Here is a 14,883-nt window from a genome sequence, read left to right on the forward strand (position 1 = left end):
ATCAAAAAACCAGTTTTTATATCCTTAGATATAAAAACTGGTTTAATTTTATTATTTAAACAGAAATCTATTTTATTTCTATTACTGCATCATTTTGATCTACCATCACACCACTTGGCAAATAGATTTGCGTTACAACCCCAGCAGTAGAAGCAGTAACATTACTCTCCATTTTCATGGCTTCAATAACAAATAAAGGAGTTCCTGGTTCCACCTTATCCCCTACTTTTACCAAAATACTAGATAAACTTCCTTGTAAAGGCGCTCCTACTTGGTGTTTGCTATCCTCTACCTTCCTATGCTGTACTTTTGTGGAAGTGATACTATTGTCTTTTACTTTAATGATTCTTATTCCTCCGTTTAATCCAAAGGAAACTGTTCTATAACCTAATTCATCTGCAGTAGAGATAAATCGAAGGGTAATGTGAACTGTCTTACCTTTGGCGATTTTTACCTGGATTTCTTGTCCAACCTTTACCGGATAAAAGAAGGAACTAGTTGGTATGTTCTGAACATCCCCAAAGGTTTGTCTATGCTTATAAAAATCAGCAAATACCTTAGGAAACATTTGGTAGGATAAGAAGTCTAAGAATGTAGCACTAGGGTAATCCCTATTGAAATCACTGAAAGCTAAATCCAAATCAATATCTTCTAAAATAGCTTCCCTAGAAGGGCCTACAACTTCATTTTTTAAGACAATCTTGCGTAATTCTTCTGGGAAACCACCATATGGAATTCCAATATCCCCATTGAAAAAGCCTACAACAGATGCTGGGAAACTATGGTTTTGTTTTGGATCTAATACATCTTTTTGGCTTAGGTTGTTGGCAGTCATAAATAAGGCCATATCCCCAACTACTTTACTACTTGGAGTTACTTTAACGATATCTCCAAACATTTGATTTACAACAGCATAATTTTTCTTTATTACATCTAACTGATCTCCTAGACCAACTCCTTCGGCTTGTTGTCTTAAATTGGAATACTGTCCTCCAGGGATTTCATTATCATATACCTCTGCAGTAGAGGATTTTAAATCCGACTCAAAAGGATAATATTTCTCTCTTACTACATCCCAATAATTAGAATGCTGATTCAAAGAAGGTAAATTCATAGAGGTATTCTCTCTTTGGTGCCCCTGTAAAAGAGCAACTAATGAATTTAAATTTGGTTGAGAAGTAGTACCACTAAAAGATGCAATAGCACAATCAATGCTATCCACGCCTGCTTCAATAGCCCTTAAATAAGTAGCTATTTGAGTTCCTGCTGTATCGTGGGAGTGTAATGCAATTGGAATAGATACATTTTGCTTCAAAGTTGATATTAGTTCATGGGCTGCTTGTGGTTTTAACAGACCAGCCATGTCTTTTACTGCTAGCATATGAGCACCGGCATCCTGTAATCTTAAAGCTAAATCAACATAATAATTTAAATCGTACTTATTGTTGGTTGTACGCAAAACATCTCCTGTATAACAAATAGATCCTTGAGCAATAGAATTGGTGTATTTATTAACGTAATCAATGGCAGTAACCATTGAATCTAAATTATTCAGAGAGTCAAATATTCTAAATATGTCTATACCATGATTGGCAGCTTGTTCAATAAATTGCTGGATAACATTCTTTGGATAACTAGAATAACCAACTGCATTGCTTCCTCTAAAGAGCATTTGTAACAGAACATTAGGCATAGCTTGGCGAATTTGTGCTAAGCGTTCCCATGGACATTCATGTAAAAAGCGCATGGCAACATCAAAGGTGGCTCCACCCCAAACTTCACTTGAAAAAACACCAGAATTATTTTGAGCAAAACTACCAGCAGCAGCCAAAATATCCTTTGTTCTTACTCTAGTTGCCACCAAAGACTGATGAGCATCCCTATAAGTGGTATCCGTAAAAAGAATTTGTTTTTCATTAGCGATATGCTCCATTAAAGCATCTCTTCCTTTTTCTACTAGAATATCCTTATACCCTGGAGTGAAACCTTTTAGAGGGTCAAAATCTGGTTGTTTCTCTTTTCTAAATACTTTAGAGGGATCGTAAATCTTTACATCAGGATGTCCATTGATTTGAATATTTCCAATATAATTCAATAGTTTAGTAGAAGAATCCTTGAGTTTTCTTACTTGGAACAACTCTGGGTGATCTTTAATAAAGTTAACTCCACAATCTCCTTTTTTGAAAACAGGATGGCCAATAACTTGTTCTAAGAATAAAATATTGGTAGTTACCCCCCTTACTCTAAACTCAGATAAAGCGCGTAACATACGTTGAGATGTACCACTTAGTGTACGTCCTGAGGCAGTTACTTTAACAATCATAGAGTCAAAAAAAGGAGATATCTTCATTCCTTGGTAAGCAGAACCTTCATCTAAGCGAATCCCATAACCCGCTGCATTACGATAAGCCATTAAAGTACCGTAATCTGGTTTAAAATCGTTTAATGGATCCTCGGTGGTAATACGACACTGAATAGCATACCCATTAATCTTTAAACTTTCCTGACCTAGAATATGGATCTTTGGATCAGCTAAATGCACACCTTGAGCAATTAAAATTTGACTTCTAACAATATCAATTCCTGTAATTACCTCAGTAATAGTATGCTCTACTTGAATACGAGGGTTTACCTCAATAAAGTATACATTATCTTGTTGATCTACTAAAAACTCTACAGTACCAGCATTATTATACTGTACCTCTTGGGCTATTTTGGTAGCATAATCATACACTTCCTTTTTACATTTAGCAGACAAATTTGGTGCAGGTGCAATTTCAATAACCTTTTGAAATCTTCGTTGTACCGAACAATCCCTCTCAAATAAGTGTACAATATTCCCATAATTATCCGCTAAGATCTGTACTTCAATATGTTTTGGATTTTCTATAAAGCGCTCCATGAAGATACTATCATCACCGAAAGCCTTCTTAGCTTCTCCCTTAGCCTCTAGGTAAGCTGATTTTACTTCACTTACTTCTCTAACAATACGCATTCCGCGTCCTCCACCACCAGCAGCCGCCTTTAAAATTAAGGGAAAACCAATATTTTGTGCAATTTTCTCGATTTCCGCTATATCTTGTCCTTCTAAAATGGCATCTTCAATTACTGGTATTGCGATGCGTTTTGCCAATTTCTTTGCTGCGATTTTATCCCCTAGTTGTTCCATTACACTACTTCTAGGACCAACAAAGACAATACCCTCTTGTTCGCAACGACGTACAAAATCCACATTCTCGCTTAAAAAGCCATAACCTGGATGAATGGCATCCACCTCATTTTCTTTGGCTACGCGAATAATTTCTTCAATATCTAAATATGGTTTTAAAGGCTGGTCATCTTGTCCAATTTGATAGGATTCATCTGCTTTATACCTATGCATTGAATATCTATCTTCATAAGTGTATACACTTATCGTTCTAATGCCCATCTCTGAAGCAGCACGCAAAACACGAATGGCTATCTCTCCTCGGTTTGCAACAAGTAATTTCTTAAACATTTCAATATTTTTTAGTTATTTTGGTGGTTTATTGTTTGCTAACACATAGTATTTATAGGACCATTGTTATAAATATTTCTATGAATTAGCAATCATTGCCATAAACTTAATAAAATAAAAACTAAAAACATTGTGAAATTTACAAATAATGCAAAGCTATCCCTCCATTGAATTCTGTTAACAAAGTTAAAAAAAAGAATATTTATAATATTTATAACCTTAAATAAGAATATCTGCTAAATAAAAATATTCCTATCTACTAAATAGTCTATTTTCTGACTTGAAATAAAATTCATTTTTTTTTCTCTATCCTTGTTTTACTAGTATACCAAGGATAGAATAGGAATAAAACCCTTCATTTTAAAATAAATTAAGAGCAATAATAAAATCCACTTTATCTATGTGGTTAGCCGCAAAATCGGTATTTTGTGAACTAATTATTAATCGAGATATGCTTTTACATTTATTTTTAATCTTCACTAAAATTGGAATGTTCACCATTGGAGGTGGTTACGCTGTAATTCCACTGATAGAAAAAGATCTGGTTCAAAAGAAATGGCTGTCCAATCAAGAATTTTACGAGTTAATAGCTATAACGGAATCTTTACCTGGGGTTTTTGCCACTAATATTGCCGCTTTGGTAGGTTATAAAATTGCTGGTATAAAAGGAGCTTTAATAGCCGGTCTAGCAACGATAATTGCACCATTTATTTTATTGCTTATTATAGCAATATTTTTAGCGCAGTTCCAACAAAACATCTATGTAGCAAAAGCCTTTAAAGCCCTTAGGCCAATAGTGGTTGCTTTAATTGCAGCGCCTTGTTATACGGCCATTAAAGCCAATAAAATGACAATCAAAACCTTAATACTTCCTTGTATAGCACTAGCTTTAATGTTCTTTGCTGGTCTATCTCCTATTTGGATTATACTCCTTGGAAGTATTTCGGGCATAATATATCACAGTATAATTATAAAAAGCTAACACATGATATTTCTAAAACTATTTTGGGTATTCCTTAAAATAGGCACCTTTGGTTTTGGTGGAGGTTACGCCATGTTGTCTTTTATTCAAGAAGAAGTAGTAGATAACAACCACTGGATAACCAAGGAAGAGTTTACAGACTTAGTGGCTATTTCCCAAATGACACCAGGGCCAATTGGAATTAACTCGGCCACTTATGTTGGGTTCATCACTTTAGAGAATCAAGGGTATTCTCCAATAGTCTCTATCCTAGGCTCTTTTATAGCTACACTAGCTTTATGCCTTCCTTCCTTTATAATGATCTGCTTTATTAGCTACTATTATTTCAAATTTAGGTCTAATAAATATTTTTCCTATGCCTTGTCGGCAATTAAACCTCTTGGTATATCCCTAATTGCCTTAGCAGCCCTATCGATGACTACGCCAGAAAACTTTACAGGAATAGATAGTATTATCCTCTTTGCTCTTGCACTAGTTTGTAGTATTGGCTTTAAAATCCACCCTATAGTTATTCTATTCTCCGGGGCTATTGTTGGTCTAATCATATATTAGACATGGACCTCAATGCCTTAAATAAACAACACTTATAACTAATTATCAATCCATTACTTATAAAAACAACCTAAAGTATTACTTTAAGCTAAAAGGTATTTAAACCAAAAGAGTCTAACCATTTTAAATACCAAGAGCCTAGTAAAAACTAGGCTCTTGACGAGTTAAATACTTATGTAAAAAACTGTATTTCTTAATCTAAATATTGGTATTTCTTTTGTTTGCTTTTCCATCTCTGCATGGCAAATTCTCTTAAATCTACAATGCGATCCTTTTCATCTACAATTTCAAAACCTAAAAGTGTTTCTAGAATATCCTCTAGAGATAAAAGTCCACTGATTTCACCATAATCATTAGTTACAACAGCAATATGCTCTTGGTTGTCAATAAACTTATTCCAAGCATCTACCACGCTATTTCTTTGACTTATAACAAGAATCTCTCTTTTTATATCTGCTAATTTTAAATCAAACTTATCTTCAGCTAAATATTCAAAAGCTACCTCCCTTAATACATAGCCAATAATATTATCTTTATTATCCTGGTAAATTGGAATTCTAGAGAAGTGTAAAAGTTCTTTATTCTTTAGGAACTCTGCTAAAGTCATTTCACAGTCAGCACTTACCATCATAATACGCGGAGTTTGAATTTGATCAACATCTACAGATTTTAAGGCTATAATATTTTGAATAATACGATTTTCTTTTCCTTCTAAAATACCTTCCTGTTCCCCAATACTTGCTAAAACAGCGATCTCTTCTCTACTTGTTGTATTAGAGTTCTGACCTCTTGTAAGACGCTTGGTTAGAAAAGAAGAAAGCAATACTAATGGGTAACATATCCAAATCATCGCTTTGATTACTTTGGTACACGTCTTATATAATTCATTGGCATAATTGGCCCCTAGAGTCTTAGGAATAATTTCTGTAAGTACAAGGATAAGCAAGGTTAAAATCGCAGAAATAACTCCAAAATAAACTTGTCCAAATACTAAAGTTGCTTGTGCACCAACTCCAGCAGCACCAACAGTATGGGCTATAGTATTTAAAGATAAAATAGCAGATAAAGGTTTATCTACGTCCTTTTTCATATCAACCATGGTTTGTGCATTTTTGTCACCCGCTTCTACTTTAGTACGTAAGAAAGCAACAGAAATAGATAGTAAAACTGCCTCAGCTATCGAACAAATAAAGGATATCGATAAGGCAAGTGATAAGTAAACTAATAATAGTATCATATATATTTTTAAATTCAAGACAAAATTAAACTTTTAAAATAGCATTATTATAAAAATAATAACCCAAGCATAAAAAATCTTATCTGAAGTGTACAAAACAATTTACAGATTAATTTACTTACCTATTTTTTCAAGATAGTTTTATCTACGTATTTTACCAAAAACCTAAGAATTTCCACCAAAGAGCTCCTATAAAGACAAAGATTAATAAGTTTATAACACTCATTATAAATCCTGTCTTCCACCATTGTCCTAAAGTAGTATAGCCGGAACCGAAAATAATAGGCGCTGTACCTGTACCATAATGGGTCAATGACATCATTAAAGAAGACGAAAATCCAAGAGCCAAAGCCAATAGCATTGGTGGAGTTCCAAGGGCTATACCTGCGGCGAAAAAGGCTCCAAACATCGCCGTAATATGGGCAGTTGTACTGGCAAAAAAGTAATGAGAATAAACATAAACTAGCAACAGAATACCTGCTCCTACTGCCCAAGACACTCCTAAATCATCAATACCCGAGCCCACAATATTGGCCAACCAACTAACTAATCCTAATTTACCAAGGTAAGAGGCCATCATTACTAAAGCAGCAAACCAAACAATAGTATCCCAAGCACCTGTATTTTTTAGAATATCTTCCCAAGTTAAAACCCCACTTGCAATTAAAACAGACAAACCTATAAAGGCAGCTGTTGTAGGCTGAACAGCAAAACTTTCACCAAACATAGCAGCAGGAACCCCTGCCCAAAGCAATAGTAAAAGCACAAAAACACCTAAGGTGATTTTTTCCGCAAGAGAAATTGGCCCTAAATCTGCAATTCGCTGTTTTGCAAATAATGGTGCGTCTGGCGTCTTTTTAATCTCCGGTGGATACAGATAATAGATTACTAATGGCATAATTATCAAGCAGATAATCGCAGGCACAAAAGCCGCTAAAGCCCATGAAATCCAAGATAAATATTCCCCAGGAGAAGTACCTTCATAAATCAAGGCTATAATTAGTGGGTTGGGCGCTGTAGCAGTTATAAACATAGCCGAAGTAATTGGGTTAGTATTATAATTCACTAGAGCTAAGTAAGTACCTATCTTGCCACTTGTACCCTGTTTTTCACTAGAATTAAAACTCGAAGCAATAGACCGCATAATGGGATGTATAATTCCTCCTCCCCTTGCTGTATTACTCGGAGTAACTGGAGCTAAAACCATTTCAGAGAACACCAATGAATAGGCTATCCCTAATGTTTTCTTTCCAAAAACAGAAATGAGGTAATAACCAATACGAGGCCCTAATCCTGTTTTACTTAAACTCATAGAAATCATAATGGAGATTCCAATTAGCCATATTAGATCATTTGAAAAACCACTTAAAGCATCTGCTAAAGCAGCCTTTGGATTTCCTGGATTAGTTACTCCTGTAATAGCTACCAAAGCGATAGCTAAAATAGAAACTCCACCAATTGGCAAAGCCTTTCCAATAATAGCTGCAATTGTACCTACAAATAAGGCTAGTAAATGCCAAGCATTTGGAGTGACCCCTTGTGGGACCGGAATTACAAACCAAATAATTAAAGTGATTGCCACAGCAATGCTGGCTGGAATCCATTTTATGGGTTGAAGTTGATTATTCATAATAAAATACTTTTGCTAATACTAAAGATACGATAATTATCAAAAAAATACACAAATAACTAACGAAGCTTTCTTTAAATACGAATTTAACACAAAAGCAAAATTTAAAATATGATACATCTTATATTTTAAAATTTAATTAAAAATAAATTGAGCGGATAAAGGGGCTAAATCCTTGACATTTTACCCGTTTACCACTGTAACAAACACTAATAGTTGTATATTTAAAATGAAGAATTAACCTTTAGCAAAAAGATGAAGAATAACCGTGTTTACCAAATGACTTTTGCCAGTATATACCCTTTGTATATCAATAAAGTAGAAAAAAAGGGACGAACTGTCCTAGAGCTAGATCAAGTAATAACTTGGCTTACTGGTTATGACCAAAAGGCCATACAACAAACTATTATAAACAAATACACCTTAGAAGAATTCTTTGACAAGGCTCCAAGCTTTAATGAGAATGCCTCTAAAATTACAGGTAGTATTTGCGGCTACAAAGTACAGGAAATAGAAGAAGAACTAATGAGAAAGATCCGTTACTTAGACAAATTAGTCGATGAGTTAGCCAAAGGTAAGAAAATGGAGAGTATACTTAGAAAATAAAAGGCTCAAAATTCTTATTTTGAGCCTTTTATCTTTATTTAAAAATTCCTTTATCTCCTTGATAAATAGCCAGTTTACCTGGCCCTATAAATACAATGGTAATAGCTGCTATTAAAAACAGTATATTTAATTCTGCATTAACTCCCCCTGTAGCAGGGTTTATAAAAAAGCCCTCTACTCCTTTTACTAAAACAATAGACATCACCATAGTAAAGGCAATAAGAAAAGCAGATATCCTTGTTGCAAAGCCTAATATTAATAAAATTGGAGCTAAAACCTCTGAAATTGGTACACCTAGCCACAATAACTTAGGTAAGCCACTTTCTTGTAATTGCGAAATAATATAATCATGTCCATTAATTAGCTTGTGTATACCATGCAAAAGCATAAGTCCACCTACACCAAGACGCAGCATTAAGCTACCAAAATCTCTACTCATATTAGTTAATTATTAATTATAAACTGCTTTTAAGGATAGCCTCACAAAATTCATTTGCTCTCTTTCAGCTACAAGGAAGTCTTTGTTGGGCGTATTTCAATTTTACTAGGTAATACATTTGCTTTCATTTGAAGTATATCTACTATTAATTCAGCCATATCCTCTGGCTGAATTTTCCAAGCATCTGCCTTTGTAGGAGTATGATCGTTAAAATTGCTTGTCACAGACCCTGGAAGAATAGTTGTTACTTTAACCCCGTAGTTTCTCAAATCAAGCATTGCTGCTTGAGTAAATCCTACAACGCCAAACTTACTAGCATTGTATCCCGCTCCATTGGCAAAAAAGTTTATACCAGCTAAACTTGCAATAGAGATATAGTAACCTTTATTTTTTATCAGCTCTGAAGCACTGGCTTTTAAAGTATGAAAAACTCCAGTTAAATTCGTATCAATCATTGCATTCCACTGCTCTAAAGAAAGCTCAAACACTGGAGCGAAGATTCCTAAACCTGCATTTGCAATCACCACATCCACTTTACCAAAACGCTCTACTATTTTATCAACAGCATTTTGTTCTTGATCAAACTCTCTTACATCAGATACAATACCCAATACATCACCAAATTCGGATAACTCTAGTGCAACTTGATCAACTGTTTTTTGATCTCTTCCACTAAAGGCAACTTTACAATTGTTTTGCAATAACCCTTTAGCTATTCCTTTTCCAATTCCTTTTGTTGCTCCAGTTATATAAACTACTTTCCCTTCTAAGTTCATTGTAGAAAATTTAAATTTAATATTCCTTTAAATATAAACAAAAAAAACATCCATACTACCTTTATTACAGCCTAATAAGGTTTTTTTCATTTATAAACTCGTTTGTCTTTTAAATATTTTTACAAACGACATTTCTAAGTAAAAAAAAAGGGCCATCTAAATGATGGCCCTTTACTTTTTTGTAATCTATTGAATTAAGATAATGCAGCTTTAACTTGATCAGCAGCTTCTTGGAAAGCTACAGCAGATAAAATTGGCATACCTGAAGCATCAATTAATTCTTTCGCTAATTCAGCGTTTGTTCCTTGTAAACGTACAATAATAGGCACGTTGATTTCGTCACCCATGTTTTTGTAAGCATCAACAACTCCTTGAGCAACACGGTCACAACGAACGATTCCTCCGAAGATGTTAATTAAAATTGCTTTTACGTTTGGATCTTTTAAGATAATACGGAAAGCAGTTTCAACACGTTTAGCATCAGCAGTTCCTCCAACGTCTAAGAAGTTAGCAGGTTCGAAACCAGCATACTTAATTAAGTCCATTGTAGCCATCGCTAATCCAGCTCCGTTTACCATACAACCTACAGTTCCATCTAAGTCTACATAGTTTAATCCTGCAGCGTTAGCTTCTACTTCGATTGGTCTCTCTTCAGAAAAGTCTCTGTACTCAGCATACTCTTTTTGTCTGTAAAGAGCGTTATCATCGATAGTAACTTTAGCATCAACAGCTAAGATTTTATCGTCAGATGTTTTTAATACTGGGTTAATTTCAAACATTGAAGCATCACTTCCAATGTATGCTCTGTATAAAGCATCCACGAACTTCACCATTTCTTTGAAAGCGTTTCCAGTTAATCCTAAGTTGAAAGCAATTTTTCTAGCTTGGAATCCTTGTAAACCTACAGCTGGATCAATTTCTTCTTTGAAGATTAAATGAGGTGTGTTTTCAGCTACTTCTTCAATATCCATTCCACCTTCAGTAGAATACATAATCATATTACGTCCTTTAGCTCTATCTAATAAAACTGACATATAGAATTCTGAAGTTTCGCTTTCCCCTGGGTAGTATACATCTTCTGCAACTAAAACACGGTTAACTTTTTTTCCTTCTGGTGGAGTTTGAGGAGTAATAAGATCCATACCGATAATGTTACCAGCAATCTCTTTTACTTGCTCTAAGTTCTTAGCCAACTTAACTCCTCCCCCTTTACCTCTTCCACCTGCGTGGATTTGAGCCTTAATTACATACCAACTTGTACCAGTTTCTTCTGTAAGTTCTTTTGCTTTTTCAACAGCCTCTTCAGCGTTATTAGCCACTAACCCACGTTGTACTCTTACTCCGTAGCTAGCTAATATTTCTTTCCCTTGAAATTCATGTAAATTCATAGTTCGATAAGTTTAGCATTTAATTTAAACAGTTACAAAAATAAGAAAACTGTTTTTAATTATCTAATTTATTAGCAGTATATCTTTATTGCTATTTGTTTTTTGACCTTAATGGTCATTATATAATGTACTTGTTTTTATAAAAAATCAACATCCCCTTTACCCTGACGAATAAGCACTGGCTCGGATTCTGTCAAATCAATAACCGTAGAGGCTTGATTATCACCATACCCGCCATCAATAACGGCATCTACCTTATTTTGCCACTTCTCAAATATCAATTCTGGATCGGTAGTATATTCTAAAATTTCATCTTCATCATAAATGGAAGTAGAAACGATAGGATTTCCTAATTTTTCCACTATTGCCCTACATATACTGTTATCTGGAACGCGAATTCCCACTGTTTTCTTCTTTTTAAACTCCTTTGGCAATTCATTATTACCAGGCAAAATGAAAGTATACGGTCCAGGAAGTGCTTTTTTCAATATTTTAAAGGTAGCTGTATCTATTTGTCGAATGTAATTCGAGATATTACTAAGATCGGAGCATATAAAGGAAAAGTTTGCTTTATCTAATTTTATACCTTTTATTCTAGCTATCTTCTCTAAAGCTTTAGAATTGGTAATATCACACCCTAACCCATATACTGTATCCGTAGGATAAATAATTAACCCACCATCGCGTAAAATCTTTACAATTTTATCGATTTCCTTTTCATTGGGGTTTTCTGGGTAAATTTTAATAAACTGTGCCATATTCTATTGTACTATTTATTTGTAATTTACGATAATACCTTTAGCTTGGCAAATCTTAATAACAATTTTTTAATTCCTCCAACATCAAATTTAATCTCCGCTTTTTTATCGGCTCCAACACCTTCTAGATTCAAAATGAGTCCTTTACCAAATCTCTCATGCATCACAGTTTGCCCGCTAGCTAAAGCTTGGTTATCCACAGAAACCGCACTATTAGAAGAAGTACTACTCATAGGCTTTAGCTTTCTAATATTCCTATCCAAGGTAGGCTCTTGATTATTAGTTATATAAGCTGGAGGCGTACCATTCTCAGGTTTTTTAAGACGTAATTTACTTTTATCTACATCCCCAAAAACATCGGCATTCATTCTTGGCTTATACCTATAATTAGTTTCTACTGGAGTTAAGTATTCTAAATACTGATCATCGATATCCTCTATAAAACAAGAAGGTTCACTATCTACTAATTTACCCCATCTATATCTAGATTGGGCATAGGTTAAATAGGCTTGATGTTCTGCTCTTGTCAATGCTACATAGAAAAGACGCCTTTCTTCTTCCAAATCTGAACGGGTACTTTTACTCATTGCACTTGGAAATAAATCCTCTTCCATTCCTACACAAAAAACAGTTGGGAATTCTAACCCTTTAGCCAAGTGAATGGTCATTAGAGCTACTCTATCATCATCTCCGTTATCTTTATCTAAGTCAGTAGCTAATGCTACATCCTCCATAAACTCACTTAAAGAACCTCTAGCTCCATCAATTTGTTTTTGCCCCTCAATAAAGTCTCTAATACCATTGAGTAATTCCTCAATATTCTCCATTTTAGCAATACCCTCAGGAGTAGTATCTTTTCTTAATTCTTGAGCAAGTCCTGTTTTCTTAGCAACATGTTCTGTTAATTGATAAGCATCCATAGTGGCATCATTGGCCTGGAATGCCTTAACCATATTAACAAAGTCTGTCAATTTTCCTTTGGTACCTGAGCTAATCTTTAAATCAATTTTATCGATATGCTCCATTACCTCGAAAATAGAACGTTTATAATGATTGGCAGCAATCGTTAATTTATCTAGAGTAGTAGCACCAATACCACGAGCTGGATAGTTAATTACCCTAATTAAAGCCTCTTCATCTTTAGGGTTAATAATTAACCTTAGATAGCACAGTACATCTTTAATCTCCTTGCGTTGGTAAAAAGACAATCCTCCATAGATACGGTAAGGAATATCTCTTTTTCTAAGTGCATCCTCCATAGCACGTGACTGAGCATTGGTTCTATATAGGATAGCAAAATCACCATTTTGAGCTTGGTCTCTCATATTTAATTCGAAGATAGTTGAGGCTACAAACCTACCTTCTTCTCCGTCTGTTAAAGAGCGATGAATTTTAATCTTCGGACCTGGATCGTTAGCCGTCCAAACTACCTTCTCTAGCTTTACTTTATTTTTATCAATAATAGTATTGGCTGCTTCAACAATATTTTTTGTAGAACGATAGTTCTGCTCTAAACGATATGTTTGAACATTATCGTAATCCTTTTGGAAGTTCAAAATATTATTAATGTTCGCCCCTCTAAAGGCATAAATACTTTGTGCATCATCTCCAACTACACAAATATTTTGAAAACGATCCGAAAGAGCTCTAACAATTAAATATTGAGAGTGATTGGTATCTTGATACTCATCCACTAAAATATAGCGGAATCTATTTTGGTATTTAGCCAGAACATCTGGAAATACCGTTAGTAATTCATTTGTCTTTAGCAGTAAATCATCAAAATCCATGGCACCTGCTTTAAAGCAGCGTTCCACATAGTTTTGGTAAATCTCCCCTATACGAGGTTTTTTACTCATAGCATCAGCCTCTTGTAACTCTGGATTTTCAAAATATGCCTTTACAGTGATAAGGCTATTTTTATAGGATGAAATTCTATTAAGTACTTCTTTTGGCTTATAGATATCTCTATCTAATTGCATCTCTTTTATAATTTGACCAATAAGACGTTGAGAGTCTTGAGAATCATAAATAGAGAAATTAGAAGGATAACCTAAACGATCCGCCTCTGATCTTAAAATACGCGCAAAAACAGAGTGAAAGGTTCCCATCCAAAGATTCTTAGCCTCAGAGCCACCTACAATCTGTGCAATACGGGATTTCATCTCCTTAGCTGCTTTATTGGTAAAGGTCAAAGCTAGGATATTAAACGCATCCACTCCTTGATGCATTAAATAAGCAATCCTCAAAGTTAAAACTCTCGTTTTTCCAGATCCAGCACCAGCAATAACAATCATTGGCCCGTCCTTTTGTAATACGGGAGCCCTTTGTGCCTCATTTAACTGATCAATATAATTTTGCATATTCTCTTTTAGTAAAAAATCAAAATTACAACTCCTGTGGCTTTATAACAAGTTTTTGCAATTATAAAAAAGTTAACCTTAGAAGATAATATTGCCTATTTTTGTAAAAAAACAAAACAATGAATCTACAGTCTGTACTTACTATAGTAGCTTATGTCTTACCAGCAATGGTAGTAATTTTAATTAATAATTTGATATTTAAAAGAGTTCTAGAACAACAAGTAAAAATCAGCCGAGGACTTTTGCAACAAAGCCTAGAAAAAAAACTAGATGCTAATGCTTTAAAGCTTCAAGCATTGGAAAGATTAACTTTACTAATAGAGCGTATTGATTTACAAAACTTAATACTTAGGGTTCCTTTGGCTACACAGGATAAAAGTGCTTATACTTTAGCTTTAATCCAACATATCAACCAAGAGGTCGACTACAATATTACCCAACAACTCTATGTTAGTGATGCCCTATGGGAGCTAATTATAACCCAACAACAAACAATCATAGCTACTATTCAACAACTTGGCCAAGATTCTACCTATGCAAACTCTAATGAATTACAACAAGAGCTATTTCATAGAGCAATCCCCCTTAAGAACAACACTAAGATTACACTACAGGCTATAAAATCACAAGCAGTAGAATTATTATAAATAACC

12 protein-coding genes are annotated in these 14,883 nt (G+C 34.4%); 4 read left to right on the forward strand and 8 right to left on the reverse strand.

Annotated elements, in window-relative coordinates:
* Nucleotides 1-67: 67 nt before the first annotated feature.
* Nucleotides 68-3,499 (reverse strand): pyruvate carboxylase, encoded by a 3,432-nt coding sequence (locus tag ACYSNM_RS07300; RefSeq protein ID WP_461756288.1) that lies wholly within the window; start codon nt 3,497-3,499, stop codon nt 68-70.
* A gap of 400 nt (nt 3,500-3,899) precedes the next feature.
* Between ACYSNM_RS07300 and ACYSNM_RS07305 the strand changes: the two genes are divergently transcribed.
* On the forward strand, nt 3,900-4,481 hold the full coding sequence (locus ACYSNM_RS07305; protein ID WP_461756289.1) for a chromate transporter: 582 nt from the start codon (nt 3,900-3,902) through the stop codon (nt 4,479-4,481).
* 3 nt (nt 4,482-4,484) lie between these two features.
* Nucleotides 4,485-5,033, forward strand: coding sequence for a chromate transporter (locus ACYSNM_RS07310; protein ID WP_461756290.1), 549 nt, complete (start codon nt 4,485-4,487; stop codon nt 5,031-5,033).
* A 193-nt stretch (nt 5,034-5,226) separates the two neighbouring features.
* On the opposite strand, the gene ACYSNM_RS07315 is transcribed toward ACYSNM_RS07310, so the two are convergent.
* Together ACYSNM_RS07315 and ACYSNM_RS07320 are read right to left on the reverse strand one after the other, a co-directional pair.
* Nucleotides 5,227-6,270, reverse strand: a complete 1,044-nt coding sequence (locus ACYSNM_RS07315; RefSeq protein ID WP_461756291.1) for a CNNM domain-containing protein — start codon at nt 6,268-6,270, stop codon at nt 5,227-5,229.
* 154 nt (nt 6,271-6,424) lie between these two features.
* Nucleotides 6,425-7,900 carry an anion permease gene (locus ACYSNM_RS07320; RefSeq protein WP_461756292.1) on the reverse strand — a complete coding sequence of 492 codons (1,476 nt, stop codon included), beginning with the start codon at nt 7,898-7,900 and terminating at the stop codon, nt 6,425-6,427.
* A 255-nt stretch (nt 7,901-8,155) separates the two neighbouring features.
* Here ACYSNM_RS07320 and ACYSNM_RS07325 point away from each other — a divergent pair, with 255 nt between their 5' ends.
* Entirely contained in the window at nt 8,156-8,506 is a 351-nt protein-coding gene (locus ACYSNM_RS07325; protein WP_461756293.1) for a DUF2200 domain-containing protein, read from the forward strand.
* 34 nt (nt 8,507-8,540) lie between these two features.
* Here the strand turns inward: ACYSNM_RS07325 and ACYSNM_RS07330 are convergent, their stop codons facing one another.
* The 5 genes from ACYSNM_RS07330 to ACYSNM_RS07350 all read right to left on the reverse strand — a co-directional run bounded on the left by ACYSNM_RS07330 (nt 8,541) and on the right by ACYSNM_RS07350 (nt 14,230).
* A complete protein-coding gene (locus ACYSNM_RS07330) occupies nt 8,541-8,945 on the reverse strand; it encodes a DoxX family protein (protein ID WP_461753295.1) in 405 nt (134 codons plus the stop codon).
* A gap of 68 nt (nt 8,946-9,013) precedes the next feature.
* Nucleotides 9,014-9,721 (reverse strand): SDR family oxidoreductase, encoded by a 708-nt coding sequence (locus tag ACYSNM_RS07335; protein WP_461756294.1) that lies wholly within the window; start codon nt 9,719-9,721, stop codon nt 9,014-9,016.
* Nucleotides 9,722-9,915: 194 nt separating this feature from the next.
* Nucleotides 9,916-11,109 (reverse strand): ADP-forming succinate--CoA ligase subunit beta, encoded by a 1,194-nt coding sequence (sucC, locus tag ACYSNM_RS07340; RefSeq protein ID WP_461756295.1) that lies wholly within the window; start codon nt 11,107-11,109, stop codon nt 9,916-9,918.
* Between the two features lie 137 nt (nt 11,110-11,246).
* A complete protein-coding gene (locus ACYSNM_RS07345) occupies nt 11,247-11,867 on the reverse strand; it encodes an L-threonylcarbamoyladenylate synthase (protein ID WP_461756296.1) in 621 nt (206 codons plus the stop codon).
* A 26-nt stretch (nt 11,868-11,893) separates the two neighbouring features.
* Entirely contained in the window at nt 11,894-14,230 is a 2,337-nt protein-coding gene (locus ACYSNM_RS07350; protein ID WP_461756297.1) for an ATP-dependent helicase, read from the reverse strand.
* 119 nt (nt 14,231-14,349) lie between these two features.
* Here ACYSNM_RS07350 and ACYSNM_RS07355 point away from each other — a divergent pair, with 119 nt between their 5' ends.
* Nucleotides 14,350-14,877: a DUF7935 family protein gene (locus tag ACYSNM_RS07355; protein ID WP_461756298.1), complete on the forward strand. Its 528-nt coding sequence runs from the start codon at nt 14,350-14,352 to the stop codon at nt 14,875-14,877.
* Nucleotides 14,878-14,883: the final 6 nt, after the last annotated feature.

The sequence above is a fragment of the Myroides sp. LJL116 genome (assembly GCF_054871685.1).

Excerpts from the sequence above, each read along its gene's own strand:
- sucC (WP_461756295.1), bottom strand. The coding sequence starts at position 11,109 with ATGAATTTACATGAATTTCAAGGGAAAGAAATATTAGCTAGCTACGGA.
- ACYSNM_RS07330 (WP_461753295.1), bottom strand. The coding sequence starts at position 8,945 with ATGAGTAGAGATTTTGGTAGCTTAATGCTGCGTCTTGGTGTAGGTGGA.
- ACYSNM_RS07355 (WP_461756298.1), top strand. The coding sequence starts at position 14,350 with ATGAATCTACAGTCTGTACTTACTATAGTAGCTTATGTCTTACCAGCA.
- ACYSNM_RS07305 (WP_461756289.1), top strand. The coding sequence starts at position 3,900 with ATGTGGTTAGCCGCAAAATCGGTATTTTGTGAACTAATTATTAATCGA.
- ACYSNM_RS07325 (WP_461756293.1), top strand. The coding sequence starts at position 8,156 with ATGAAGAATAACCGTGTTTACCAAATGACTTTTGCCAGTATATACCCT.
- ACYSNM_RS07300 (WP_461756288.1), bottom strand. The coding sequence starts at position 3,499 with ATGTTTAAGAAATTACTTGTTGCAAACCGAGGAGAGATAGCCATTCGT.
- ACYSNM_RS07315 (WP_461756291.1), bottom strand. The coding sequence starts at position 6,270 with ATGATACTATTATTAGTTTACTTATCACTTGCCTTATCGATATCCTTT.
- ACYSNM_RS07345 (WP_461756296.1), bottom strand. The coding sequence starts at position 11,867 with ATGGCACAGTTTATTAAAATTTACCCAGAAAACCCCAATGAAAAGGAA.
- ACYSNM_RS07335 (WP_461756294.1), bottom strand. The coding sequence starts at position 9,721 with ATGAACTTAGAAGGGAAAGTAGTTTATATAACTGGAGCAACAAAAGGA.
- ACYSNM_RS07320 (WP_461756292.1), bottom strand. The coding sequence starts at position 7,900 with ATGAATAATCAACTTCAACCCATAAAATGGATTCCAGCCAGCATTGCT.
- ACYSNM_RS07310 (WP_461756290.1), top strand. The coding sequence starts at position 4,485 with ATGATATTTCTAAAACTATTTTGGGTATTCCTTAAAATAGGCACCTTT.
- ACYSNM_RS07350 (WP_461756297.1), bottom strand. The coding sequence starts at position 14,230 with ATGCAAAATTATATTGATCAGTTAAATGAGGCACAAAGGGCTCCCGTA.